Source organism: Duganella sp. BJB1802, from assembly GCF_013369445.1.
Classification (GTDB): Bacteria; Pseudomonadota; Gammaproteobacteria; order Burkholderiales; family Burkholderiaceae_D; genus Rugamonas; species Rugamonas vulcania_A.
Genome location: NZ_JABWEF010000018.1, coordinates 42,520 through 66,880, shown reverse-complemented (window position 1 = coordinate 66,880; position 24,361 = coordinate 42,520). Strand labels below are relative to the sequence as shown.

Annotated in this window: 24 protein-coding genes; 12 read left to right on the top strand and 12 right to left on the bottom strand. The window is 70.8% G+C overall.

Annotated elements, in window-relative coordinates; all coding sequences use genetic code 11:
* Window positions 1–4: 4 nt before the first annotated feature.
* The 9 genes from HUX88_RS24710 to HUX88_RS24670 all read right to left on the bottom strand — a co-directional run bounded on the left by HUX88_RS24710 (window position 5) and on the right by HUX88_RS24670 (window position 13,168).
* Window positions 5–1,366, bottom strand: coding sequence for an alpha-L-fucosidase (locus HUX88_RS24710; RefSeq protein ID WP_176363504.1), 1,362 nt, complete (start codon window positions 1,364–1,366; stop codon window positions 5–7).
* A gap of 83 nt (window positions 1,367–1,449) precedes the next feature.
* Window positions 1,450–3,516, bottom strand: a complete 2,067-nt coding sequence (locus HUX88_RS24705; RefSeq protein WP_176363503.1) for a beta-galactosidase — start codon at window positions 3,514–3,516, stop codon at window positions 1,450–1,452.
* Between the two features lie 2 nt (window positions 3,517–3,518).
* A complete protein-coding gene (locus HUX88_RS24700; RefSeq protein WP_176363502.1) occupies window positions 3,519–5,087 on the bottom strand; it encodes a beta-xylosidase in 1,569 nt (522 codons plus the stop codon).
* A 127-nt stretch (window positions 5,088–5,214) separates the two neighbouring features.
* On the bottom strand, window positions 5,215–5,799 hold the full coding sequence (locus HUX88_RS24695) for a hypothetical protein (protein ID WP_217916435.1): 585 nt from the start codon (window positions 5,797–5,799) through the stop codon (window positions 5,215–5,217).
* Window positions 5,800–5,807: 8 nt separating this feature from the next.
* Entirely contained in the window at window positions 5,808–7,424 is a 1,617-nt protein-coding gene (locus HUX88_RS24690) for a PAS domain-containing methyl-accepting chemotaxis protein (protein WP_176363500.1), read from the bottom strand.
* Window positions 7,403–7,600 (bottom strand): hypothetical protein, encoded by a 198-nt coding sequence (locus HUX88_RS24685; protein WP_176363499.1) that lies wholly within the window; start codon window positions 7,598–7,600, stop codon window positions 7,403–7,405. The genes HUX88_RS24690 and HUX88_RS24685 overlap by 22 nt, the downstream gene beginning before the upstream one ends.
* Before the next feature lie 30 nt (window positions 7,601–7,630).
* A complete protein-coding gene (locus HUX88_RS24680) occupies window positions 7,631–9,001 on the bottom strand; it encodes a TolC family outer membrane protein (RefSeq protein WP_176363498.1) in 1,371 nt (456 codons plus the stop codon).
* Between the two features lie 25 nt (window positions 9,002–9,026).
* Window positions 9,027–12,080: an efflux RND transporter permease subunit gene (locus HUX88_RS24675; protein WP_176363497.1), complete on the bottom strand. Its 3,054-nt coding sequence runs from the start codon at window positions 12,078–12,080 to the stop codon at window positions 9,027–9,029.
* Complete coding sequence (locus HUX88_RS24670) at window positions 12,077–13,168, bottom strand: efflux RND transporter periplasmic adaptor subunit (protein WP_176363496.1); 1,092 nt, start codon at window positions 13,166–13,168, stop codon at window positions 12,077–12,079. Before HUX88_RS24670 ends, HUX88_RS24675 begins: the two co-directional genes overlap by 4 nt.
* A 246-nt stretch (window positions 13,169–13,414) precedes the next feature.
* Between HUX88_RS24670 and HUX88_RS24665 the strand changes: the two genes are divergently transcribed.
* Complete coding sequence (locus tag HUX88_RS24665) at window positions 13,415–14,776, top strand: alpha-L-fucosidase (RefSeq protein WP_176363495.1); 1,362 nt, start codon at window positions 13,415–13,417, stop codon at window positions 14,774–14,776.
* Window positions 14,777–14,793: 17 nt separating this feature from the next.
* On the opposite strand, the gene HUX88_RS24660 is transcribed toward HUX88_RS24665, so the two are convergent.
* Both HUX88_RS24660 and HUX88_RS24655 read right to left on the bottom strand, forming a co-directional pair.
* Window positions 14,794–15,513: a TetR/AcrR family transcriptional regulator gene (locus tag HUX88_RS24660; RefSeq protein ID WP_229219520.1), complete on the bottom strand. Its 720-nt coding sequence runs from the start codon at window positions 15,511–15,513 to the stop codon at window positions 14,794–14,796.
* A 53-nt stretch (window positions 15,514–15,566) separates the two neighbouring features.
* Complete coding sequence (locus HUX88_RS24655; RefSeq protein ID WP_176363494.1) at window positions 15,567–16,247, bottom strand: TetR/AcrR family transcriptional regulator; 681 nt, start codon at window positions 16,245–16,247, stop codon at window positions 15,567–15,569.
* A gap of 143 nt (window positions 16,248–16,390) precedes the next feature.
* On the opposite strand from HUX88_RS24655, the gene HUX88_RS24650 reads away from it, so the two are divergent.
* From HUX88_RS24650 to HUX88_RS32625, 8 genes are all read left to right on the top strand, one after another.
* Window positions 16,391–17,527, top strand: coding sequence for a VOC family protein (locus HUX88_RS24650; protein WP_176363493.1), 1,137 nt, complete (start codon window positions 16,391–16,393; stop codon window positions 17,525–17,527).
* 43 nt (window positions 17,528–17,570) lie between these two features.
* A complete protein-coding gene (locus HUX88_RS24645) occupies window positions 17,571–18,590 on the top strand; it encodes a fumarylacetoacetate hydrolase family protein (protein WP_176363492.1) in 1,020 nt (339 codons plus the stop codon).
* 79 nt (window positions 18,591–18,669) lie between these two features.
* A complete protein-coding gene (locus HUX88_RS24640; protein WP_217916434.1) occupies window positions 18,670–19,041 on the top strand; it encodes a hypothetical protein in 372 nt (123 codons plus the stop codon).
* The gene (locus tag HUX88_RS24635; protein WP_176363490.1) at window positions 19,038–19,559 is read left to right on the top strand and encodes a hypothetical protein; all 522 of its coding nucleotides are present in this window, start codon (window positions 19,038–19,040) and stop codon (window positions 19,557–19,559) included. Before HUX88_RS24640 ends, HUX88_RS24635 begins: the two co-directional genes overlap by 4 nt.
* 22 nt (window positions 19,560–19,581) lie before the next feature.
* A complete protein-coding gene (locus HUX88_RS32640) occupies window positions 19,582–19,857 on the top strand; it encodes a hypothetical protein (RefSeq protein WP_229219519.1) in 276 nt (91 codons plus the stop codon).
* Complete coding sequence (locus HUX88_RS32635) at window positions 19,854–20,597, top strand: AMP-binding protein (RefSeq protein WP_373886834.1); 744 nt, start codon at window positions 19,854–19,856, stop codon at window positions 20,595–20,597. The genes HUX88_RS32640 and HUX88_RS32635 overlap by 4 nt, the downstream gene beginning before the upstream one ends.
* 179 nt (window positions 20,598–20,776) lie before the next feature.
* Complete coding sequence (locus HUX88_RS32630; RefSeq protein WP_229219518.1) at window positions 20,777–20,914, top strand: hypothetical protein; 138 nt, start codon at window positions 20,777–20,779, stop codon at window positions 20,912–20,914.
* Window positions 20,895–21,524: a hypothetical protein gene (locus tag HUX88_RS32625; protein ID WP_373886833.1), complete on the top strand. Its 630-nt coding sequence runs from the start codon at window positions 20,895–20,897 to the stop codon at window positions 21,522–21,524. Before HUX88_RS32630 ends, HUX88_RS32625 begins: the two co-directional genes overlap by 20 nt.
* On the opposite strand, the gene HUX88_RS24625 is transcribed toward HUX88_RS32625, so the two are convergent.
* The gene (locus HUX88_RS24625) at window positions 21,521–21,820 is read right to left on the bottom strand and encodes a hypothetical protein (RefSeq protein ID WP_176363489.1); all 300 of its coding nucleotides are present in this window, start codon (window positions 21,818–21,820) and stop codon (window positions 21,521–21,523) included. The two genes, HUX88_RS32625 and HUX88_RS24625, sit on opposite strands and share 4 nt — an antisense overlap.
* A gap of 1,182 nt (window positions 21,821–23,002) precedes the next feature.
* Here HUX88_RS24625 and HUX88_RS24620 point away from each other — a divergent pair.
* The 3 genes from HUX88_RS24620 (at window position 23,003) to HUX88_RS24610 (ending at window position 24,066) form a co-directional block, all read left to right on the top strand.
* Window positions 23,003–23,200 (top strand): hypothetical protein, encoded by a 198-nt coding sequence (locus tag HUX88_RS24620; protein ID WP_176363488.1) that lies wholly within the window; start codon window positions 23,003–23,005, stop codon window positions 23,198–23,200.
* 70 nt (window positions 23,201–23,270) lie between these two features.
* Complete coding sequence (locus HUX88_RS24615) at window positions 23,271–23,471, top strand: hypothetical protein (protein ID WP_176363487.1); 201 nt, start codon at window positions 23,271–23,273, stop codon at window positions 23,469–23,471.
* Between the two features lie 199 nt (window positions 23,472–23,670).
* Window positions 23,671–24,066, top strand: a complete 396-nt coding sequence (locus HUX88_RS24610) for a hypothetical protein (RefSeq protein ID WP_176363486.1) — start codon at window positions 23,671–23,673, stop codon at window positions 24,064–24,066.
* Window positions 24,067–24,361: the final 295 nt, after the last annotated feature.

Genomic DNA, 24,361 nt, shown 5'->3' with positions numbered 1-24,361 from the left:
AGCGTCAGCGTGCCGCCGCTGCGGCCGGGGGCGGCCTCCCACCAGGTGTCGAGCTTGCCGTCAGCGCGGCGCCGGCCGCGTGGCGCGGCGCCGCGTGGTCGGCCGAGGCTTGGGCGCCGGCCGCCAGGTTGGTGGCGAAGGTGGCGCGCACGATCTCGCCCACCTGGCCCAGCGCGGCGACCTGGTCGTCCGGCAGCAGGCCGCGCCGGTCGGGCGACAGGTTGAGGATCAGGTTGCCGTTGCGGCCGATCGACGAGTAGAAGATGTCCACCAGCTGCGTGACCGGGCGCGGGCGCTTGTCGCGGGCCCAGAACCACTGGCCGTTGGCCAGCATGGTGACGTTGGTCTCGGCCGGATACCACCACAGGTGCGAACCCGGCTTGAGCTGCTCGCGGCCGCCGAGCTGGCCGTGCATGTCCGGCCAGCGGAACTGCGCGGGCGCGGTGGGCAGCGGCACCACGCTCCATTCGGTGGTGCGGCCGTAGCCGCTTTCGGTGCCGACCCAGCGCACGTCCGGGCCCTTGCCCATGATGACGGCCTGCGGCTGCAGTTTGCGGATCAGGTCGTACCACGCCTCGTAGTCGTAGGTTTCCGCCACGCTGGGGTCGGGGTTGGCGCCGTCGAACCAGACCTCCTGCACCGGGCCGTATTGGGTCAGCAGCTCGTACAGCTGGTTGAGGAAGTAGCGGTTGTAGTCGTTGACCCGGTAGTGGTAGGACTGGAAGCCGGGCGTCGGCGCGCGGCCCCGGGACGGGTCGCTCTGGAAGCTGGCCGGGTCGGTGGGGATGGCCGACATCACGACCGGGCTGCCGTTGCCGTAGTAGCCGGCGGGATTGGACGGGTTGGTCTTGAGCTGGTACAGGTCGGCCGGCGACAGGTAGATGCCCAGCTTGACGTCGGCCGCACGGGCGGCGTCGGCCACCTCGCGCACCAGGTCGCCCTTGCCGCCGCGCCACGGGCTGGCGGCGGACGAGTGGGCGGTGTAGCGGCTGGGCCACATGGCGAAGCCGTCGTGGTGCTTGGCCACCAGCACGATCATCTTGCCGTCGAACTGCTTGACCGCGCCCAGCCACTGGCGCGCGTCCAGCGCTTCGGGGTTGAACAGCGACGGCGTCTCGCGGCCGCTGCCCCACTCCACTTCGTTGAAGGTATTGACGCCGAAGTGCAGGAAGAAGGTGCGCTCCATCCGCATCCAGGCGCTCTGGTTGGGGCGCGGCAGCACCTTGGCCGCCTTCTCGGCGATCGCGGCGGCGCTGTCGCCGGCGGCGATCACGTGTTCCGTCGCGTAGGGAACCGGGTCGGACGCGGCCGCCGCCAGGCAAACGGACGTGAGCGCGCACAGGCACAAGTACTGGAAATATCGCATGGGTATGGAATCCTCTGTTGGATGATGGCGGCGACGCCGGCACCGGCCGCGGGCACGCGGCGCGGGGGCGCTCGCCGCCGGAATTACCTGGCCAGCAGCTCGACGCCCAGCGGCTCCAGCCGCAGGGTGCCGGTCCACTGTTTGCCGCCCAGCACGCCCGTCATGGCGCCGTCGATCGCCACCTCCTTGGCCTCGCCGGTGGTGTTGACGTACAGCGTGCGGCCCTCGACCGTGCGGGCGTAGACGCCGTCCGGCGTCTTCGGCCCCGGCGCGATGCCCAGGCTGGCGTACAGCTGGCGGTACAGCGGCCGCATGATCTGCGGCTGGGCCGCCGTGGCGACATAGATCGCCCTGCCCTTGCCGTAGTTGTTGACCGTGATCGAGGGCGGCGTGCCGTCGACGTTGCTGAAGCGCGCCAGCACCTGCGCGGTGGACGGTTCCAGCACCTCGTAGTGGCCGATGCTGCCCTTGACTTCCTCGTCGCCGATCTTGGTCAGCAGCGTGCCGCCGTTGTAGAACTCGTTGGTGCGCAGGCCGAACACGTCGGTCAGGCGGCCCGGCAGCGGCGTGTTGAACCACTGGTTGTGCTCGTTGACCTTGTCCGACAGCGCGGTCATGATGACCGTGCCGCCGTCGCCGACGAACTTGCGGATGGCGTCGGCGCTGGCCTGGTCCATCAGGTACAGGCCCGGCACCACCAGCAGGCTGTAGCGGCTCAGGTCCTCGTGCGCGATGTTGATGACGGCCACGTCGATGTTGTCCTTGAACAGCGGCTCGAAGGCGTTGTGCGCCTGCGTCAGGTACGGCGTGGTGATGTAGGGCCGCACGGTGTTGGTGTTGTCCGGTCCCGCCGGGTTGGTGGCCTGCATATTGTCGAACGAGTAGGCGAAGGCCACCTTCGGCTGCGTCATGCGCGGAAAGCCGAGCTTTTGCAGCTTGTCGAAGTCGGCCGCGATGGTGGCGAACTCGCCCAGCTTCCACGACGGCCGGTCGTCGTGGTCCAGCAGGCCGAACAGCGCCTGCTCCTCGCCGCCCAGGTGGCTGTTGTAGGTCCACGCCAGCACCGTCTGCGCGCCCAGCAGCAGGCCGAAGTGCGCCCACATGCGCGAGCGCCCCCTGGTGCCGTAGTAGCCCGGGCCGCCGGCGGTGAATTCGTTGAACCAGATCGGCGTCGACATGGCGCCCTTCATCATCAGCGCCTCGAAGCCGGAGCCGACCGGCGAGCCGGGGTAGAAGCCCATCGCGCCGTAGTGGGCGTAGTCGCGGTAGCTCGACAGGTAGTCGAAGCCCTTGCGGCCGGCACTGTCCCACAGGTTGGAGATGGCCGGCTTGTCGGGCGTGTTGCGGCGGCGGATCGCCTCCAGGTCTTTCAAGGTGCCGATGGTGACGTCGGACCAGTAGCGGCGCAGGTCGATCTGGCGCTCGTAGGCGCCGGGGCCTTCCGCGTACGGCAGGCGCACCTCGTCCCAGTCGCCGATGTGGCGCGACCAGCGCTGCGTGGCCCAGGCCTGGTTGAGCGCGGCGAGGCTGCCGTACTTCTTCTTCAGCCAGACGATGAAGCGCTTGCGGTCGGCCTCGGAGTACGACATGAAGCCGTTGCCGATCTCGTTGTCGAAGCCGATCGCCAGCAGCGCCGGATGCCTGGCGTAGCGCTTGGTGAGCTTGTCGGCGAAGCGCGCCACCAGGCGCTTGTAGTCCGGGTCGCTGATATTGTCCATGTAGCGCTCGGCCGCGTCGAGGCGGTTGCCCTGCTGCGTGACCAGGTCGACGCCGGGGTACTTGTGGTGCAGCCACAGCGGCGCCGGCAGGCCGGCGATGTCGACGATGACGCGGATGCCGGCGGCGTGCATCTGGTCCATGATCCAGTCGAAGATGGCGAATTCGAACTTGCCGTCGGCCGGCTCGAAATAATCCCACGACAGGTCGCCCATGCGTACCACCTTGAAGCCGGACTCGCGCATCAGGGCGATGTCGCGCTGGATCTGCTCGCGGCTGCGGTCGACCGGCTGGTAGCAGGTGCCGACGAACAGCTGGCCGGCGCCCGGCCAGTCGGGATGGCCGGGCGCCCCCTGAGCCGCGGCGTGGCCGGGGCCGAGCGCGGCCAGCGCCAGCGTGCAGGCGGCGGCGATTTTCAGCAGGCGACGCGTCACGCTCAATCCTCCCGCGTCAGCGTGACCAGGGCGACGTCGTTGCTGCGCATCGGCACGTTGACGTCGACGGCGCCGCTCTTGCCGACCTTGATCACACGGTCGGTCTCGGGCAGGTCGCGGGTGAGCGCGTGCAGCTGGTCGACCTGGGCGGTGGTCAGCGTCTTCGGCGCGCCCATCTCGATGTAGGCCGAGTAGGCGTCGTTGGCGCGGAAGCCGGTACGGTGCAACCGCAGGCGGTACTTGCCGGGCTTGACGTGACTGAAATGCACAGCCAGCGGCGCCGACGGCGACGACGGCACCACGCGGCTGTAGAACGGCCGGTTGCTGACCTTCTGCTCCGGCTGCTGGAAGTCCCACACCACGGCAGTCACCTTGCGGCCGTCGGAGGACGCCATCACCTGCGCGTCGGCCACCGGGATCTCGTTGCCGCTCAACGCATGCAGGTACTTGTAGGCGAAATACGCGGGCTTGCGGATGCCCTGCGGATTCAACAGGCCGAAGCCGCCCTCGAACGGCTTGGTCGGTGGACCCGGCTCTTCGAACAGGTCGGTGTAGGTCCAGTAGCTCATGCCCTGCACCAGGCCCTTGCTGGCCTTGAGCTTGCTGAGGATGTACGTCGAGCTGATGTAGGAATCATGCACCAGGTCGCGCGGCGTGTAGCTGGTGCTCCACTCGGTGAAGTACAGCGGCAGCTTGGGGAACTTGGACGCCGAGATCTGCTCGCGCACGCGCCGCACGTCGCCGACGATGGCGTCCGGCGACGGCGACAGCTTGGTGTCGCCCTCGCCTTTCTCGTCGAGGAAGCCGCCGTCCACGCCGTAGGTGTGGGTGGTGACGAAATCGACGGCGGCGCCGCTCTTGGCCACGTGGTCGAGGAACTCCGGCACCCACGCCGCGCCGGCGGTGGACGGCCCGCCCACGCGCAGCGCCGGGTCGATGGACTTGATGGTGTTGGCGGTGTTGACGTACAGGTCGAAATACGCCTTCTGGTCGGCGCGTTCCCAGAAGCCGTCCAGGTTGGGCTCGTTCCACACTTCGAAGAACCAGCTGCGCACCTCCTCCTGGCCGTAGCGCTGCTCGATGTGGCGCACGAAGGCCGCGATCAGGTCCTTCCATTTGTCCGGATCGGGATGCGAGGTGTTGCCCTGCCAGTAGAAGATCTTGTTCTGCGAGGTCGCCATGGCCTGCGGCGTGAAGCCCAGCTCGACGAAGGGCTTGATGTGACGGGCCAGCATCTTGTCGTACAGCTGGTCGAGCTTGGTCCAGTCGTAGATCGTCTTGCCATCCTCGATCCGCACCGTGCCCAGCACGTCGTGGAAGATGGCGTGGAAGCGCAGGTAGCGGAAGCCCAGCTCATCGACCGTGGTCTTCAGCTGCGCCATGCTGTCGTCGCGCTGCAGCGTGCCGGGATAGTCGGAGCCGACCGACAGGTCGTAGAAACGGTCGAGCGGCTGGAGCGCCTGCGCGGCGTCCACGACGATGCGGCGCGGCGCGGGCTGGCCGGCGTTGGCCGACAGTGGAAGGCAGAGCGAGGCGATGGCTGCCAGGCAAATGGGGCGGAAGTGCTGCATTGAGACGGTCTCCTAGGCTGATTATTGCCGGGATGCTAGCACTTGCGATAAGCATCCGACATAGGAGACGTAACCGTTAGTACATTTCGTTAAGCCGGTTGGTGATTTGCATAATTCCGGCGCGGTCCTACGAAAACCCGGCCTGCCGCAGCATGCGCACGAACAGGGTGACGCGCTCGTGCAGCTTTTCCACCGCCTGCAACGCATCCCCGGCCACCGCGCGGTGGTGGCGCGCCACATGGCACATGGTGGCGATCCCGCGTTCCACCGCCTGGATCTCGGCCCTGGCGACCGGCCAGCAGGCGGCCGCTTCCGCCGCGATCCGCGCCAGCTCGTCCAGGTCCGCGTAGACCTGGACCATGCTCGCGCCCGGCGCCCTGGTGCCCCAGCGGTAGCGCTCGGAGATGGTTGCGCTGCCGATCAGCTGGCGTATCCGCACCACCGTGGCGGCCGATTTCAGCATCAGCAGGCGCGCGGCCGCGCTGGCCGCCCGCAGTTCGGCGCCCGCCGCCCGCTCGCCGCCCGGGCGCGGCGCGGCCGACTCCAGCTGCCGCTGAAGCGCGCGGATCGTCGCCGTCACCCGGTCGCTGTCGTCGACGCCCTCGCTGGCGAGCGCCATCACGCGCTCAAGCAGGTCGGCGCTGTCCTCCAGGATGGCGGCGGCCAGCCGCGCCAGCTTGCCGGCGTCGCGCAGCATCTCGCCGGTGTTCACCGCGCCGTTCAACGCAGCTGCCGCAGCGGCGTGCGCGCCGGGCGCGCGTTGCCGGCCGGACGCTCCAGCGTGAACAGGCCGATCGCCTGCGTCAGCCGGCCGGCCTGGTCGTGCAGGCTGGCCGCCGCCGTCGCCGCCTGCTCCACCAGGGCGGCGTTCTGCTGGGTGCGCTCGTCGAGCTCGTCCAGCGCGCCGCTGACCTGCGCGATGCCGGCGCTCTGCTCGCCGCTGGCGACGGCGATCTCGCGCATCAGGCCGGAGACATGGCCGACCGCGCCGACGATCTCGTCGGCCATCTGGCTGGCCTCGCGCACCAGCAGGTTGCCGTGCGCCACCTTGTCGACCGTGTCGCCCAGCTGGGCCTTGATCTCCTTGGCCGCCGCGGTGGAGCGCTGCGCCAGGTGGCGCACCTCCGACGCCACCACCGCGAAGCCGCGCCCCTGCTCGCCGGCGCGGGCCGCCTCCACCGCCGCGTTCAGCGCCAGGATGTTGGTCTGGAAGGCGATGCCTTCGATCAGCGCGATCATCTCCTCGATGCGGCGGCCGGCCTGGCTGATGTCGCCCATCGTCACGCCCATGCGGCCGACGGCGGCGCCGCCCTTGCGCGCCACGACGGCGGCCTGGGCCATCAGCTCGCTGGCGACCTGGGCGTTGCCGGCGGTCTGCCTGACGGTGACCACCAGCCGCTCGACGCTGGCGGCCGATTCCTCCAGGCTGGCCGCCTGCGCCTCGGTGCGCAGCGCCAGGTCGGCGTTGCCGGCCGCGATGTCGCTGGTGGCGGCGCGGATGCCGTCGACGTTGGCGTGCACGTCGCCGACGATGGCGGCCAGGTTGCGGTTCATCTGCTGGGTGGCGCGCAGCAGCTGGCCGACGTCGTCGTCGCGGCTGGTGTCGAGCGTGCCGCCCAGCTCGCCGCTGGCGATGGTACGCACGGCGCCGATGGCGTCCCGCAGCGGCGCCACGAAGGTGGTCTGCAGGCCGTGCCACAGCACGCCGATCAGCGCGGCCCCGGCCACGCCGCCGGCCGCGAACCAGGCGCCGGCGCGCCCGCCCAGCAGCAAGGCGCCGGCGCCGCCACCGCCCAGCAGCAGCGCGCAGATGGCGCCCAGCGCGGCCAGCGTGCGCACCTCGGTCGACAGGCAACGCCAGGCCGCGCCGACACCGTTCCAGCCGAGGCGGCGCACCTGTCCCTGGCGCAGCGCCAGCCGCTCGCGGTTGCCGTCCGCCATGCGGCGGTAGGCGCCGGCGGCGGCCTCGACCTGGGCGCGCGCCGGCTTGGTGCGCACCGAGATGTAGCCCACCACCTTGCCGTGCTCGCGCACCGGCATGACGCTGGCCTCGACCCAGTAGAAGTCGCCGTTGCGGCGGCGGTTCTTGACCAGGCCGTTCCACGCCTGGCCGGCCTGCAGCGTGCCCCACAGGTCGGCGAAGGCGGCCGGCGGCATGTCGGGATGGCGCACGATGTTGTGCGGCGCGCCGAGCAGTTCCTCTTCGCTGTAGCCGCTGGCCTCGACGAAATACGGATTGGCGTACACGATCCTGCCGCGCAGGTCGGTCTTGGAGACCAGGGGCTTGCCCTCGTCCAGCGGGTATTCGACGGAGGTCACGGGCAGGTTTTGTCGCATGATGGTTGCCTTGCGGTCTGGTTGGAGGCGGCGCGCGGCGCCGGCTTGCGGCGCTCGGCGTCCAGCCGGTAGAAGTCGATGGCGGCGCGGAACGGCGCCGGGTCGATGGGCAGCACCCGCTCGCGCGGCTGGCCCGGCCTCGGATGGGCGCCCTGGTCGTGGATCGTTTTCAACATGTCGTTCTCCCGGTCGTTACGCGCCGTGTGTCAGGATGCGAACCAGGGCCCCAGCGCGCGCAGGCTCTCTTCGCTCAATTCGCCGGCCGCCGCCGACAGGCGCAGGCGGCCCAGCAGGTAGTCGGCGCGCGCCTGCACCAGCTCGCGCTCGGCCGAGGCCACCCGCTGCTCCGCGTCCAGCACGTCGAGCGCGGTGCGGGTGCCGACGTCGCGGCCCAGCGTGGTCGCCTGCAGCGCGCTGCGCGCCGACAGCAGCGCCTGCTCCAGCGCGGCCACGCGGGCCACGCCGGTGGTCACGGCCAGATAGCCTTCCTGCACCTTCAGGCGCACGTCGCGGCGTGCGGCGGCCAGCTGCTGCTCGGCCTCGGCGCGCCGCGCCACCGCCTCGCGCTGGCGCGAATCGAGCCCGCCGCCGGCGTACAGCGGCACGTTCAACTGCAGGCCGATCGAGGCGTTGCGCTCGCCGTTCGGCGCCACCAGCGCCGACAGGCCGCCGCTCTGGTTCTTGGCGCCGTAGCTGGCCACCAGGTCGATGGTCGGGCGGGCCTTCAGGCTGTTCTTGTCCAGCTCGGCGCCGGCGATGTCCAGCGCCGAGCGCTGGCTGCGCACCAGCGTGTTGCCGGCCTCGCCGCGCGCCTGCCACGCGGCCAGGCTGGCCGGCTCCGGCAGGCGCGGCGCGAAGCCGTCCGCCATCGGCGCCAGCTGCTGCGGCGCGCTGCCGACCGTTTCGCTGAACCGCGCCTGGCTCAGCTCCAGCTGCGACTGCGCGGTCAGCAGGCGGGCCCGCACCGCGTCCAGCCGCGCCTGGGCTTCGTGCACCTCGGTGATCTTGCCGTGGCCGACTTCGAAGCGGGCCTGGGCACGGTCGCGCTGCTGCCGCACGGCGGCCAGCTCGGCCTGCTCCACGCGCAGCGCCTCCTGCGCCACCACCACGCCCAGGTAGACCTCGGCCACGCGCAGCACCAGCTGCTCGCGCTCGCCGTCGTAGCGGGTGCCGGCCAGCGCGCTCTGCTCATGCAGCTGGCGGCGCGTGGCGCGCGCGCCCTGCTGGTACAGCGGCTGCACCAGCTGCACCGTGGCCTGGCGCGCGGTGCCGCTGCTGTCGGACGGCAGCAGCCCGGCCGCCGGTCCCGGCAGCTCGCTGTCCATGTGCTCGTGGATGCGGCTCACGCCGGCCTGCAGGTTGACGCGCGGCTTGAGCAGGGCGTCGCCCTGCACCGCCAGCTCGCGGCCTGCCGCCAGCGCCTGGCCGGCCGCCTGGATGGTCGGGTCGTATTGCAGCGCCTGGCGGTAGGCGGCCACCAGGTCCAGCGATTGCGCCCGGCCGGCCTGCGGCGCCAGCCACAGCGCGGCGGAGGCGGCCAGCAGCAGGCCGCGGCCCAGATGAGAAAACTGTTTCATGTTGCGTATCCTTTCGTTGCGGCGCTCAGGCCGCGCTGGGGCGCAGGGCCCGGTAGCAGGCCGCGTACAGGGCCGGCAGGAAGATCAGCGTCAGCAGCGTGGCCACCGCCAGGCCGCCCATGATGGCCCACGCCATCGGGCCCCAGAACACCGACTCGGTCAGCGGTATCATCGCCAGGATCGCGGCCAGCGCGGTCAGCACGATGGGGCGCAGGCGGCGCACCGCCGATTCGACGATGGCGGTCCACAGCGGCATGCCGTTGGCCACCTCGTGGTCGATCTGCACCACCAGGATCACCGAGTTGCGGATGATCATGCCGGCCAGCGCGATCACGCCCAGCATCGCCACGAAGCCGAACGGGATGCGGAAGGCGGCCATGATGATGCTCACGCCGATCAGGCCCAGCGGCGCGGTCAGCAGCACCAGCGCCATCTTCTTCATGTCCTGCAGCTGCACCATCAGCAGCACCAGCACCACGATCAGCGTCACCGGCATCACCGCGAACACCGAGTGCTGCGCCTTGGCGCTGGACTCGAAGGCGCCGCCGGTGTCGATGCCGTAGCCCAGCGGCAGCGTCTTGGCCAGCGCGTCCAGCTTGGGCAGCAGAGCGCGGGTGACGTCCGGGGCCTGGGCGCCGGCGATGTCGGCCCGCACCGTCAGGGTCGGGATGCGGTTGCGGCGCCACAGTTCGCTGTCCTCGCTGTCGAGCGTCAGGCGGGCCAGCTGCGACACCGGCACGAACTTGCCGTCGCGCAGATAGACGCGGGCGTCCTTCAGGTTGTTCAGGTCGGTGCGCTCGGAGGCCACCAGGCGCGCCACCACGGCGATGCTCTGGTCTTCCTCGCGGTACTCGGTGATCGGCGTGCCGGACAGCGACGCCTCCAGCGTCTCCTTGACCTGGCGCGAGCTGATGCCCAGCGCGCGCGCCTTGTCCTGGTCGACGTCGACCCGCACCCGCTTGACGCGCTCGCCCCAGTCCTGGTTCACGCGCCGCACGTCGGGGTTGGCGCGCACGATGGCGGCCACCTGGTCGGCGATCTCGCGCACCTTGGCGTTGTCGTTGCCGTACACGCGGAACTGCAGCGGATAGCCGACCGGCGGGCCGTTCTCCAGCCGGTTGACGCGTCCGCGCACGTTGGCGAAGCGCTGGTCGAACATCTGCTGCAGGCGGCCCATGACGCGCTCGCGCGCCTCGCCGCCCTTGGTCATCACCAGCAGCTCGCCCAGGTTCAGGTTGGGCGTCTGCACGTCCAGCGGCAGGTAGAAGCGCGGGCTGCCGTTGCCGACGAAGCTGGTCACTGCGGCGACGTCCGGGTCGGCCTTGAGCAGCGCCTCCATCTGGCGCACTTCGCGCTCGCTCGATTCGAACGTGGCGGCCTTGGGCAGCCACAGGTCGACCATCAGCTCGGGGCGGTCGGAGGCCGGGAAGAACTGCTGCGGCACCAGCTGGAACAGCAGCAGCGAGCCGGCGAACAGGGCCAGCGTGGCGCCGATCACCCAGTGGCGGCGGCGCAGGCACAGCTCGACCAGGCGGCGGAACTTGACGTACATGCCGCGCTGGTAGACCGCGTCCTCGTCGTGGCCGGCGTGGGCGTGCTCCTTGAGCAGCTTGAAGCCGATGTAGGGCGTGAACAGCACCGCCACGATCCACGACAGCACCAGCGCGATGCCGACCACCTGGAACAGCGAATACACATACTCGCCGGTGCCGGACTTGGCGAAGCCCACCGGCAGGAAGCCGGCCGCCGTGATCAGGGTGCCGGTCAGCATCGGGAAGGCGGTGGCGGTGTAGGCGTAGGTGGCGGCGCGGAACTTGTCCCAGCCCTGCTCCAGCTTGAGCGCCATCATTTCCACGGCGATGATGGCGTCGTCCACCAGCAGGCCCAGCGCGATGATCAGCGCGCCCAGCGAGATGCGCTGCAGGTCGATGCCCATCACATACATGGCCAGGAAGGTCATGGCCAGCACCAGCGGGATGCACAGCGCCACCACCAGGCCGGTACGCATGCCCAGCGAGAAGAAGCTCACGGCCAGCACGATCAGCACCGCCTCGGCCAGGCTCTTCTTGAATTCGAACACCGAGTGCGCCACCACCTGCGGCTGGTCGCTGACGGCGTGGATCTGCACGCCCACCGGCAGGCTGGCCTGGACCCGCTTGACGGTCGCCTCCAGCTGCTTGCCCAGGCTGATGACATCGCCGCCCTTGCGCATGCTCACCGCCAGGCCCAGCGCGGGCTGGCTGTTGAAGCGCATGCGCGCCGTGGCCGGCTCGACGAAGCCGCGCCGCACGTCGGCGATGTCGCCCAGGCGGAAGGTGCGCTGGCCGGCGCGGATGCCGATGGCGCGGATGTTCTCCACCGAGTCGAACTCGCCGCTGACGGTCAGGCGCACCTGCTCGGCCGTGGTCTGCACGGTGCCGGCGGCGGCCACGGCGTTGGTCTGCGCCAGCGTGGCGGCGATCAGCGCCGGATCGACGCCCAGCGAGGCCAGCTTGGCGGTCGAGGTTTCGACGTAGATCTTCTCGTCCTGGCGGCCGACCAGGTCGACCTTGTTGACGTCGCCCACGCGCAGGAACTCGTTGCGCGCCGCGTCGGCCATCTTGCGCAGGTCGGCGTAGCTGAAGCCGTCGCCGGTGATGGCGTACAGGTTGCCGAAGGTGTCGCCGAATTCATCGTTGAAGAACGGCCCCTGGGTGCCGGGCGGCAGCGTGTGGCGGATGTCGCCCACCTTCTTGCGCACGCGGTACCAGACGTCGGCCACCACGCGCGGCGGCACGTCCTCGCGCAGGTTGACCTTGATCTGGGTCTCGCCCGGCTTGACGTAGGTCGACAGGTAGTCCACCTCGGCCACTTCCTGCAGCGCCTTCTCCAGCCGGTCGGTGACCTGGTCGGCCATCTGCTGGGCCGAGCTGCCGGGCCAGTTGGCCTGCACCACCATGGTCTTGATGGTGAACTCGGGATCCTCCTTCTGCCCCAGGCTGCAGTAGGCCAGCACGCCGGCCACCGACAGCAGCAACAGCAGGAAGGCCATCATCTGCTGGTGCTTGAGTGCCCATTCGGACAAGTTGACGCCCTTCATTTGGCACCTCCGGCTTCCAGCGCGACGCGCTGGCCCGGCTGCAGCATGTGGACGCCGGCGCTGACCACGGTCTCGCCGCCGGCCAGGCCGCCCACCACCAGCACGCTGTCGTTCTGCGCGCTGCCCAGTTGCACCTGGCGCGGCGCCACGCGGCCCTGCTTGGGATCGACCACCCACACCTGGCGGCGGCCGTCGCGGTCGACGATGGCCGTCATCGGCAGGCGGATCGCGCTCTGGCCGTCGACGTCGGGCGCCGCCACCGAGGCGGTCATGCCCAGGCGCAGCCGCGCCGGATCGGGTTCGACGATGGTGATGCGGGCCGAGTAGGTGCGGGTCACGCTGTCGGTGTCGGGGCTGAGCTGGCGCAGTGCGCCCTTCCAGCTCTGGCCGGGATGGGCCCACACCGTCACCTGCAGCGCGCTGGCGTTGCGCAGCTCGTCGACGCGCGACTCCGGGATGCTGATGGTGACTTCGCGCTCGCCGTCGGCCGCCAGCGTGACGATGGGCTGGCCGGCCGCGACCACCTGGCCGGCCTCGGCGCCGATGGCGCTGACCACGCCGTCGCGGTCGGCCACCAGCGTGGTGTAGCCGCGCAGGTTGCTGTTGATCTGCTGGCGCGCCTGGGCCGCGCGCAGCTGCGCCTCGGCCTGGTCGAGCGCCAGGCGTTGCTGGTCGAGCTCGGCCGCCGAGGCGAAGTTGCGGGCCTGCAGCTGCATCAGGCGCTGCAGGTCGGTGCGCGCCTGCGCCACGCGGCTGCGGGCGGCGTCGGTGTCGGCGCCGGAGGCGGCCATCTGCAGTTGTTCCTGCGACGGATCGAGCTGCAGCAGCGGCTGGCCCTGGCGCACATGGGCGCCGACCTCCACCAGCCGCGCGACGATCTTGCCGCCGGTACGGAAGCCGAGCTGGCTCTCGTAGCGGGCGCGGATCTCGCCCGAATAGGCGGCGCCGACGGTGCCGGCGCTGCGGCCGGCGACCACGGTGCGCACCGGACGCACCTCCTCATGGGGCGCCGTGGGCGCGGGCGTGCAGCCGGCCAGGAGCTGGGCGGCGATGACGGCGAGGGCCGTGGACTGGTAGTGCGTTTTCAATTTTCCATCCTCCTGTCGGGGTCTGTAGTCCGTCCCATCCGGGCCGGCAAAAGTGTTTAATGAGGGCAATATATACCATAACGACGTCTTTGTCATTATGACGCTATGTTCATTTTCACTTTTGTTACAAATTTCCTGTGGGAAGAACGTCAATTTTGTTGGCGGTGTTGGTGGTTTTTGCAATTGCCACGGCCGGGCGGCGGCGGCAGAATCGCCGGTCATCACAATGTTTTTTGATTGGAAAATATGAAGCGCACCTACTTGCAGTTGCTGGCCGCCCTCGCCTGTTGCGTGGTGGCCCACGCGCCGCAGCCGGCATTCGGCCAGGCCGGACTCACCGACGAGCAGCGCTCGGCCGCCAAGTCGCTGGCCGATCCGGGCTCGCTGGCGCCGGAGCTGCGCCTGTCCGCGCAGGACATGGCCTGGTGGCGCGACGCCAAGCTCGGCATCTTCATCCACTGGGGGCTGTATGCGCTGCCCGGTAAGGGCGAATGGCATATGTACAACGACAAGGTGCCGGCGGCCGAGTATGCGCGGCTGGCGCAGGACTTCCATCCGGCCCGCTTCCGGCCGGAGGGCTGGGCCGCGCTGGCCAGGGACGCGGGCGCGCGCTACATGGTGATGACGGCGCGCCATCACGACGGCTTCGCGATGTTCGACAGCCCGTCCAGCTACGGCGGCTACGACGCGATGCGTTCGGCGGCCCACACCGACTTCATCGCCGGCTATGTGCGGGCGGCGCGCGCGCAGGGGCTCAAGGTCGGCATCTATTATTCGCCGATGGACTGGCGCTTCCCCGGCTATTTCGCGCCGCGCGAGCTGGCCGACAACGCGGCGCTGATGAAGCGGCAGGCCTACGGGCAGGTGCGCGAGCTGATGGCCAATTACGGGCAGATCGACGTGCTGTGGTACGACGGCGGCTGGCTGGCGCACCAGGGCTCGGACGCGGATGCGGCCTGGTTCTGGCAGCCGGAGGTGCTCAACAAGATGGTGCGCGGCTATCAGCCGAAGGTGGTGATCAATCCGCGCTCGGGCTGGCAGGGGGACTTCGATACCGAGGAAGGCGACGCGCCGATCACCGGGCCGGTGCGGGCCAAGCCTTGGGAGAAGACGTTCTCGCTGTCGCTGCGGGCCTGGGGCTACACGCCGGGCGGCGGCGCGCTGGCGCCGGAGCGGGTGATCCGGCTGGCGGTGGACGCGGCTATCCGCAACGGCAATGTGCTGGTCAACATGAGCCCGGACCCGGATGGCGATGTCCCGCCGGACCAGGTGGCGGCGTTGCGCGCGATCGGCGCGTGGATGGGGCGCAACGGCGCCAGTCTGCAGGATACCAGGCCGGGGCCTTATCAGCCGGTGGACGGGGTGTACGGTTCAACCGTCAAGGGACGCGATGTCTATCTGCATGTGCTGGCGTGGCCGGGGCAGCGCCTGAACCTGCCGCCGCTGGCGCAGCGCGTCATCGCGGCCACGCGCATGGACGGGCGCAAAGTGCTGGTCGAGCAGAGCGCGAGCGGCGTGTCGGTCGAGGTGCCGGCCGGGGAGCGGGATGCGGTCGACACCGTGATCCGGCTGGAGATGGCGGCCGCCGTGCCGTCGCTGGCGCCGTAGCCGGCCGCGCGGCGCGATCAGCCCTCGGCGGCCTTGACGGCGGCGCGGGCCTGCACGCGGGCCAGCAGCGATTCGGCCGGGATGGCAAGGCGCGGCAGCGGCACAGCCGTCAGGCGGACCGCGTCGGCCGTGCCCATGCCCAGTGACCGCAGCATGGCCTGCACCATCTGCTCCGGGTAGTCCTTGGCGATGCGGCCGTGCGCCATGCGGTGCATGGCCATCAGCACCGTGCCCTTGATGACGTCCACCGCCACCGTCAGCGCGGCGGGGTCGAACTGCCCCAGGCGGGCGCCCTCCTCCAAGTCCGGCGGCAGCACGTCGTACACCATGCTGTGCTCGCCGCCGACGCGCATGCCGGCGCTGGCCAGGAAACGCGCCGCCAGACGGTTGCCGCGCGCCAGCTGCAGGTAGCAGCGGAGCGCCGTGGCCACCCGCAGGCCGGGATCGGCGATGGCGCCGACCACGCCCTCGATCAGCTGCAGCATCTCGTTGCTGAGCTCCTCGCTGACGGCCGTCAGCAACTCCTCGTTGGTGCGGAAATAATTGTAGAACGAACCCTGCGACACCTCCGCCGCCGCCACCACTTCCGGGATCACGCTGGCGCCCACGCCTTTCTGGGCGAAGACGATCAAGGCGCTTTCGATCAGGCGCTTGCGCATGCGCTCGCGGCGCTCGGCGGCGACGCGGGGACGGTGGTCGGTGGCGGCTTTGATAGTGTCTTTGGTGGCGGCTGGCATTCTGGTTTTTCTCGTCGGGCAGTTGGCTCTGCCCGCGATCATACCAGATCGCGCTACGCGGAATCAGCCCCGACGCGCAACAAGATGGCGCTGTCCGGCAAGCTCAGTTCCGGCAGCGGCAGCGCCACGATGCGCTGCGCCTCCGCCCCGTCCACCCCCAGCCCCTGCAGCATCTGGCACACGCTCTGCTCCGGATAGTCGGCCGCCAGCGGCTCGCAGGCCAGCGCGTAGGCCGCGCTCAGCACCACGCCGGCCACCAGGTCGATCGCCACGCGCGGCTGGATCTGGCGGAAGCGCTGCGCGGCGATGCCGTGCGCGATGTCGCGCGTCAGGAAGCGCAGGCCCAGCAGGCTGCTGTTGGCGGTCGGGAACGGCAGGCGCGAGATGAAGGCGCCCAGGTACGGGAACTGGGTGATCGCGTGCAGCTGCATGCGGGCGCCGCGCGCCACCCGCTCGGCCGGATCGTCCAGGCCCAGCACCAGCGGGTCGATGGCCCGTATCAGTTCGTTGTTCAGTTCGCTCGCGAGCGCCGCCAGCAGCTCCTCGTTGGTGCGGAAGTAGTTGTAGAACGAGCCGCGCGCCATGCCGGCCTGCGCGATCACGTCGTCGATCACCGCCTGCGGCCCCTTGCGGGAAAACACGTGCAGCGCGCTCTCCAGCAGGCGGGCGCGGGTCTTCTCGCGGCGTTCGGCCGCGACCCTGGTGCGGTGGTTGGGTATCTCGTCTGGATTCATAGTTGGTTCTGTGCGGCGCAATGCCGCGCCTGGCCTTCGATTATACGAAAATTTCCATTGACATCAAAGTCATTCTGACGATAATGTCACTTTCAAACCATAACCGATCGCCGCCACGGCGACACCGTCCTCAAGGAGACATGATGAACGGATCGAAACGCACCCCGCTGCGCACCCCGCAGGCCTATCCGGAACACGCGCTGCCGCCGGGGGTGCAAAAACTGCCGCGCCCGGCCGCGCTGGTCAAGGCGCAGGCGCTGGCCTTCCTGATGTTTGAAAAACCCGACCTGGACGCGACGGCCGCCTTCCTGGCCGACTTCGGCATGCGGCAGGTGGCGCGCGACGGCGAGCGGCTGCTGATGCGCGGCGCCGGCGACGCCCCCGCATCCACCTGGCGCGGCGTGGCGAGCCGCTCGCGCTACGGGCGCGGCCTTCAGCGTGGCCGGCGAGGCCGGCTGGCGCGGCTCGAAGCGCAGGTGGTCGGTGCGCCGCCTGCCGGCCGGCGCGGCGCCGGCGGCGGCAGCGGCGTCGAGCTGGTGGACCCGGCCGGCAACCTGCTGGCTGGCCCAGGTCAGCAGACGCTGGCGCCGCTGCCGCTGCGCGCGCCGCTGCATCCGCACACCAACAGCGTCGGCCTGCTGCCGCGCATCAACGCCACCGTGCGCCCGCCGCTGGAGCCGGCCGCCATCGCGCGGCTGGGCCACGTGGTGCTGCAGACGGTCGATTTCGCCAACATGGCGCAGTGGTATATGCGCCACCTGGGCCTGATCCCCACCGACGTGCAGTACCTGGAGGACGGCACGCCCACGCTGTGCTTCTTCCGGCTCGACCTAGGCGCGGCGCCGGCCGACCACCACAGCTTCGTGCTGGCCGGCGGCATCGAGGACAAGTACGAGCACAGCGCCTACGAGGTGGTCGACCTGGACGCGCTGGGCCAGGGCCACAACGTGTTGCGCGCCAACGGCCACCGCCACATGTGGGGCATCGGCCGCCACGTGCTGGGCAGCCAGCTGTTCGACTACTGGTACGACCCGGACGGCATGGAGTTCGAGCACTACACCGACGGCGACGTGTTCACCGCCGACCATCCCACCCACTACGTGCCGCTGGAGCTGGCCAGCATCTGGGCCTGGGGCGACGACGTGCCGGCATCGATGGGCGTGCGGCGCGACCTCGGCACGCTGTTCAAGGTGGCGCGGCTGCTGTGGCAGGGCCGGCTCTCGCTGGCCCGCCTGAAGCTGCTGGGGCGCGCCATGGGCCGCCCGCGTCCGTGGCTGTAGTCCGCGCCTCTTCATCCCCACCCATTCAAGACAGGAGAACAATATGGCAATCACCGTGGTCCGCTTTCTGCACGAGGGCAACGCCACCTGGGGCGTGGTCCACCAGGGCCGCATCGCGCCGCTGCCGCAGCGCTACGCCAGCACGGCGGACTTCATCAACGAGGGCATGGCGGCGGCCCAGGCCAGCACACCGCAGCAGGCGCTGCTCGACCTGGAGCTGGTGACGCTGCTCTCGCCCATCACCAGCGACCGCCAGTTCCTGTGCCAGGGCATCAACTACGCCAGCCACGTGCGCGAGTCCGGCATGGACCCGGCCCGCATCGGCTTCAACACGCTGTTCACCAAGGCGCCATCGTCGCTGGCCTCGGCGCACGACGACGTGGTGCGGCCGGCCCACGTACGCCTGCTGGACTACGAGATCGAGCTGGGGCTGGTGATGAAGCGTCCGCTGCGCGCGGCCGCCACCATCGGCAGCGGCGAGCTGCACCACTGGCTGGCCGGCGTCACCATCGTCAACGACATCTCGGCGCGCGACGTGCAGCTGCCGCAGGGCCAGTTCTACAAGGGCAAGAGCTACCGCACCTTCGGCCCGGCCGGCCCCTACCTGCTGCTGCTGGACGCGGCCGAATGGCTGCGCTGGCCGGAGCTGCGCATGCGGCTGGCGGTCAACGGCCAGCCGCGCCAGGACAGCCTGTGCGGCGACATGCTCTACAAGCCGCACCAGACGCTGACCGAGGTGTCGGGCCTGCACAACCTGGAGCCGGGCGACCTGATCGCCACCGGCACGCCGGCCGGCTGCGCCGCGCGCGCGCCGGGCAAGCTGGTGATGTGGATCATGAAGCACTTCATGTCGGACGCCACCAAATGGCGGCTGTTCATCCGGAAGGGGCTGGACAATCCGGCCTACCTGCGGCCGGGCGACGTGGTCACCGCCGCCATCCGCAGCGACGACGGCCGGCTCGACCTGGGCGAGCAGCGGCAGAACTGCGGTAGCGGCGAGCGCGTCTCATATGGCGGCCGTCGTCGAGCAGTTCGGCGACGTCCACCGGCCGTGCGCGCGTAGCGCGAGACGCCGCCGCCGGCGCCCGGCCGCGGCCAAGTGGTGGTGCGGGGTGGCGGCGGCGTCGATCAACCCGATCGACGTGCGCCGGCGCGCCGGCTACGGCCGCAAGCCGTTCGGCCTGATGGGCGCGGCGCCCGGCCGTACTGAAACGACTTCGCCGGCACCGTGTGCGCGGTCGGCGCCGGCGTGGCCAACTGGCGCGAGGGCGACGCCGCAGCCCGGCGCCATTGCTTGTGCCGCGCCATTTAGCACCCACGCCAGCCACGTGGCGGTCGACGCGCGCCACCTGCTGGCGCAGCCGGCCCGCATCGCTCCGGTCCAGCTGGCGACGCTGCCGTACAACTTCCTGACCGTGCGTGTGCCGCGCGCTGGCCGGCGCCGGCTCGGTCTGCGCTTTCGCGCGCCGGGCCGCACGGTGCTGGTGCACGGCGGTCGGGCGGGCTGGGCATGATCGCCATCGCCCTGCTCAAGCAGCTGGGCGCGCACGTGACCACCACGGCCGGCGAGCACGGGCTGGCGGCCTGCCGCGCGGCCGGCGCCGACCTGGTGCTGGACCGCCGCCTGCATCCGCTGGACCGGCTGCCGCGCCATTTCGCCGCCACGCTCAACTTCGCGCACTGGCAGGACGACGCGCCGCTGGTGGCGCGGCTGGCGCCGGACGCGCTGGGCCACGCCACCACCGTGCATCCGCTGCTGGCGCAGATCGACCGCTACGGCCTGGCCGGCGGCGCGCTGGCGGCGCTGTTGCGCAAGCGGCGCAGCGCGGCCGGGGCGCCGCCCGGCGGCCGCTACGCGTGGACCGTGTTCCGGCCCGACCACGGCGCGCTCGACTGGCTGGCCGAGTACGCGGTCACGCGCAAGGTGGCGCCGACGCTGCAGGCCTTCCGCATGGGCGACGTGGCCGCCGCGCACGCCCATGTCGAGGAGCGCCGCCTCGGCCGCGCCGTGCTGTTGCCCAATCATTTTTAAACCAAAAAAAAGGAGACCATCCATGTCCGACCCTACCCCCGCCGGCATCCGCTCGCTGGACGAGCTGATCGCCTATGAGCAAACCCCTTGGCAGCAGCGGCTGCCGGCCCGCAGCACCTACGAGCTGCTGCGCCAGGCCTGCGCGCGGCATCCGCAGCGCACCGCGCTGCGCTTCGTGCCGACCGGCGCGCCGGACGCGCCGGAATACGCCGTCGACTACCGCACGCTGCACGAGCAGGTGACGCGCGCCGCCAACGGTTTCTTCACTGCGCCGGCGTCGCGCCCGGCCAGGCGGTGACGCTGCTGCCGCCCAACCCGCCCGCCACCCACTACGCGCTGCTGGGCGCGCAGGCGGCCGGCATCGCCAGCCCGGTCAATCTGATGCTCGACGTCGAGCACATCGCCGGCATCGTCGACGCCACCGGGGCCGTCGCGCTGGTGGCGCTGGCGCCCGCGCCCGACAGCGACATCTGGGCCAAGGCGGTGGCGGTGGCCGAGCGCTGCCCGTCGCTGCGCACGCTGTTCGTGGTGGCGCCGTCGCCCTGCCTCGACCCGGCCACGCGCGCCGCGCTCGACGCGCTGTACCAGGCCGCGCCCAAGCCGCGGCGCGACGGCCTGCGCATCGTGCTGTTCGACGACGCGCTGCGCGCCGAGCCGCCGGAGCGGCTGGTGTCGGGCCGCGTCATCGACGGCGCCGAGCGCTGCGCCTACTTCCACACCGGCGGCACCACCGGCCTGCCGAAGATCGCCATCCACACCCACCTGAACGAGACCTTCGTCGCCTGCATGCTGGGCGCGCTGGAGCCGCGCACGCACGTGGTGCTGTGCGGCCTGCCGCTGTTCCACGTCAACGGCGCGATGGTGACCGGGCTGGCCGCCTTTCACGGCGGCTGGGAGGTGGTGATGCTGACGCCGCAGGGCTATCGCGGCAAGGACGTGCTGCCGCAATTCTGGCGGCTGGTGGAGCGCTTCCGCGCCACCACCTTCAGCGGCGTGCCGACCATCTTCGCGGCGTTGGCCAACCTGGCGCCGCGCTGACGGCGCCGACATATCCTCGCCAGGGCACGCCTTCTGCGGCGCCGGCGCCGCTGTTGGCCGAGGTGCGCGCCGCTTCGAGGCGGCCGCCGGCATCCTGGCTGTGCGAGGGCTACGGCCTGACCGAGGGCGCCCGTGATCCTCCAGCGTCAACCCGACCGGGCGGCGCCACCGCGCCGGCAGTGCGGCCGTGCCCGCCGCACCAGTCGCTGCAGGCGCGGCGCGTGGACGGCGCAGGCCTGGCGAGCGCCGCCTGCGCCGCCGGCGAAGTGGGCGTGATCGGCATCGCCGGGCCGGAACGTGTTCCCCTGGCTACCTGAACGCGCACGATCAACCAGCGCATCTGGCTGGCGCCGGGCTGGCTCAACACGGGCGACTCCGGGCTACCTGGACGCGGACGGTTTTCTGCACCTGACCGGGCGCGCCGGGCGACCTGATCATCCGCGGCGGCCACAATATCGACCCGGCCATGACGCGCTGCTGCGCCATCCGGCGGTGGCGGCAGGCGGCGGCGGTCGGCCGCCGGACGAGCATGCCGGCGAGCTGCCGGTGGCCTACGTCATGCTGAAGGCCGGCGCCACGATCGCGGCCGAACAGCTGCTGGCGGAGGTGCGCGAGCTGGTGGCCGAACGGGCCGCCGCGCCGGTACGTACCGAGCTGCTGGCGCAGATACCGCTGACGGCGATCGGCAAGATCGCCAAGGCCGAGTTGCATGCGCGCCGCCGCCCACGTGTTCGGCCAGAAGCTGGAGCAGCTGCATCGCGGCCGGCGTCGCGATGCGGGCCGACAGCCGGCGCGCGGCGCGGTGCGGTGGTCGATGTGACCGCGCCGCAGGCCGAAAGCAGGCCCGGGCGCGGCGCTGGCCCGCTACGGCTATCCGGTCGATCTGGCGCCGGCGGGCGGAAAGGAGCCAACATGAGCTGCGCCTAGCACAGCCCTGCCGGAGTCGGTCGACGTGCTGCTGCTGGATCGGCCTGGGGCCGGCGTCGGCGGCCGCCGCCAACCTGCTGGGCCGCCGGCGTACGCGGCACGCTGGCGATCGACAAGGCGACCGAGGTGTTCACGATGCCGCGCGCCATCGCGCTCGACAACGAGGCGCTGCGCATCCTGCAGCTGGCCGGCCTGAGGAAGGCGCGCGTTCGCGGTGCACGCCATTCCAAGGTGCAGATGCACTCGCCGCTGTTCGACCGTACGCGTACAACACCGCCGGCGACCTGGACGGCCATCCGCGCCTGGTCACCTTCATCAGCCGGGAGCTCGAGCGTTGGTGTTGCGCGAGCGGCTGGCGCAATATGCCTGCGTGCAGACCGCGCTCGGCACCGAGATGCTGGACTACGCCGAGACCGCCGACGGCGTGGCCGTCAAGACCTCAGGCGGCTGACGGCACGCCGGCCACGGTGCACGCGCGCTACCTGGTGGGGTGGACGGCGCCGGCTCGCCGGTGCGCCACCGCGCCGGCCTGGGCTTCGAGGGCAAGACCTTCAGCGACTGGCTGGTGGTGGACGCGATCGGCGTGCCCGATCCGATCGACCACATCGAATTCATCTGCGATCCGGCGCCGGCCGACGCCGCACATGGTGGCGCCGCGGGCGCCAGCGCTGGGAGTTCAAGCTGGCGCCGGGCGAAACCCGCGAGCAGATGGAACGGCCGAGCAGATCCGCGCGCTGCTGGCGCCGTGGTGCGACACCAATCTGGTCACGGTGGAGCGCACGGCGGTGTACCGCTTCCATGCGCGCATCGTCGAGCGCTTCGCGCGGGCGCGGTTCCTGGCGGGCGACGCCGCCGCGCACATCACAACCCGCCGTTCGTGGGCCAGGGCCTGGTGGCCGGCCTGCGACGTGGCCAACCTGAGCTGGAAGCTGGCGTGGTGGTGCACGGGCGGGCGTCGCCGGCCATCTCGACAGCTACGACACCGAGCGCCGTCCGCACGCCAAGTCCATCATCCAGCTGGCGCCGCTGATGGGCAGGCTGGTGGGATGCCGGCCAACCGCTGGCGGCGCTGGGCGTGCACGGCTGATGGCGCTGCTGCAGCGGCTGCCGGTGACGCGCGCCCGGTTCCAGGACCCGGAAGATCGGGCCGCAGAACCGTTTCGGACGGGGCCTGTTCCAGCTGGACGGGCCGGTCGCGCCTGGTGCGCGGCGGCTTGCCGCCGCAGGCTGGTGCGCAGCGGCACCGCCACGCTTTTGCCCGCCCAGCGACGACGCGCTGGGGCCGCACCTGAACCTGATCGGCTTCTGGCTGCGACGCGTGGTCGCGCTCAGCCCGGCGCTGTGAGCGCTGGCAGCGCGCCGGCGGCCGCGGTCGTGCAGCTGCGCCATCGCGGCCAGCCAGCGCGCGGCCGATTCGTGGGAGGACATGACCGACTGCCTGGTGCCGAACGCGGCGGCTGGTCGGCTGGGTGGCCGTGGTGCGGTTGACCGCATCGGTGCTTTACCACGGCCCGCTGGAACAGGTCGACGACATCGTCGGCACCGCCCTGGCCTTGCTGGGGCCGCCGGCTAAACAAATCGAACTCCTCCCCGGCCCCACCAGTGATTCATCGCACCGGGTGCTTGTCCCGCCGCAGCAATGCGGCGGGATTTTTTGGACGCTTTTCGAAAATTGATTGACATCATTTTCAGGATGACTAACATGTCATTATAAAAATCATCGAAGCACACCACAAAGGAGACAGCATGACCCGATCGATACCCCCTGCTCCCGCGGCGTTCGCGGCGTTTGCCGTCATGGCCGGCGGCGCGGCCCGCGCGCCGAAGGCTTTGAACCGCGCTACAAACCTCGCCGGCAGCCTGGGCGGCGAGCTGTTCGCGCCGCCCGACCAGACCGGCTGGGCCGGCGCGCGCTGGCCGTCACCCGCATCCGCGTCGAGAAGGTGATCGGCGACGACGGCCAGAAGCTCGGCCAGCCCATCCCCGGCGGCGCGCTGCTGCTGCGCTGCTGCGCCGCCGGCGCTGTATCCTCGTATGCCGGCAACCGCGCTTACCATCGACGGCACCGGCACATTCACCCGCTCGGACATGGTGCTGGCCTATCACCTGACCACCGACTGCTACGCGGGACGGCCGGCTGGCCTTCGTGGTCGACCTGCCGTATGCGCGCAAGCAGCAATCGATCGTGGCGGGTGCGCCGACGCCGGCGCTGCAGTGGAACCCGGCGGTGCCGGCCGCCACCCAGGCCGCCGTGCAGGGGCAGTTCGGCGCGCAGTACCAGGGCGCGCTGGCGGCGGAAGGCGCCGACGCCACCGGAACGCTCAGCGGCATCGGCGACGGGCATCGAGCCGCAACGGCTGGCTGTATGTGGGGGAACGGGTGCGGTGCTGGCGGGCGGCTCGGTGATCCTGCCGACCGGAAGCATGACAGCGGCCCGGCGCCCACATCGGCACCGGCCACTACACCACGCTGCGGCCCACGCTGCAACTGCTGGTCTGCCGACGCTCGACGTGGCGGTGGCCGCTGCCGTCGCTGGGCCTGAACAGCCGCAACCACGACAACCAGCTCCGCAGCGGTAACTGGGCTGCGGAGCTGGCGGCCGGCTACAAGACGCCGGTCGGCGTGGTCGGGCTGCACGCGATCCACCTGCGCCAGTACCAGCGACGATGACCACAATCCGCTTCGGCACCAGCCGCTTCCAAGCTCGACCAACACCGGCGCCTTCTTCACCACGAAGATCGCGCCCACTGACACGGTGGTGACGGCAGTACATCGCCACCACCGCCTCGCGCAACGCGGCGGGAACCTTCACGCAGGTCCGGCTGGATCGCTGTGGT

What these genes read in the sequence shown, in the direction of transcription:
- HUX88_RS24615 (WP_176363487.1), top strand. Translation starts at nt 23,271, where the DNA reads ATGACCCGATCGATACCCCCTGCTCCCGCGGCGTTCGCGGCGTTTGCC.
- HUX88_RS24710 (WP_176363504.1), bottom strand. Translation starts at nt 1,366, where the DNA reads ATGCGATATTTCCAGTACTTGTGCCTGTGCGCGCTCACGTCCGTTTGC.
- HUX88_RS24685 (WP_176363499.1), bottom strand. Translation starts at nt 7,600, where the DNA reads ATGTTGAAAACGATCCACGACCAGGGCGCCCATCCGAGGCCGGGCCAG.
- HUX88_RS24675 (WP_176363497.1), bottom strand. Translation starts at nt 12,080, where the DNA reads ATGAAGGGCGTCAACTTGTCCGAATGGGCACTCAAGCACCAGCAGATG.
- HUX88_RS24625 (WP_176363489.1), bottom strand. Translation starts at nt 21,820, where the DNA reads ATGGCCGTCCAGGTCGCCGGCGGTGTTGTACGCGTACGGTCGAACAGC.
- HUX88_RS32640 (WP_229219519.1), top strand. Translation starts at nt 19,582, where the DNA reads ATGTCCGACCCTACCCCCGCCGGCATCCGCTCGCTGGACGAGCTGATC.
- HUX88_RS24645 (WP_176363492.1), top strand. Translation starts at nt 17,571, where the DNA reads ATGGCAATCACCGTGGTCCGCTTTCTGCACGAGGGCAACGCCACCTGG.
- HUX88_RS24700 (WP_176363502.1), bottom strand. Translation starts at nt 5,087, where the DNA reads ATGCAGCACTTCCGCCCCATTTGCCTGGCAGCCATCGCCTCGCTCTGC.
- HUX88_RS24635 (WP_176363490.1), top strand. Translation starts at nt 19,038, where the DNA reads ATGATCGCCATCGCCCTGCTCAAGCAGCTGGGCGCGCACGTGACCACC.
- HUX88_RS24665 (WP_176363495.1), top strand. Translation starts at nt 13,415, where the DNA reads ATGAAGCGCACCTACTTGCAGTTGCTGGCCGCCCTCGCCTGTTGCGTG.
- HUX88_RS24650 (WP_176363493.1), top strand. Translation starts at nt 16,391, where the DNA reads ATGAACGGATCGAAACGCACCCCGCTGCGCACCCCGCAGGCCTATCCG.
- HUX88_RS24690 (WP_176363500.1), bottom strand. Translation starts at nt 7,424, where the DNA reads ATGCGACAAAACCTGCCCGTGACCTCCGTCGAATACCCGCTGGACGAG.
- HUX88_RS24655 (WP_176363494.1), bottom strand. Translation starts at nt 16,247, where the DNA reads ATGAATCCAGACGAGATACCCAACCACCGCACCAGGGTCGCGGCCGAA.
- HUX88_RS24680 (WP_176363498.1), bottom strand. Translation starts at nt 9,001, where the DNA reads ATGAAACAGTTTTCTCATCTGGGCCGCGGCCTGCTGCTGGCCGCCTCC.
- HUX88_RS24660 (WP_229219520.1), bottom strand. Translation starts at nt 15,513, where the DNA reads ATGCCAGCCGCCACCAAAGACACTATCAAAGCCGCCACCGACCACCGT.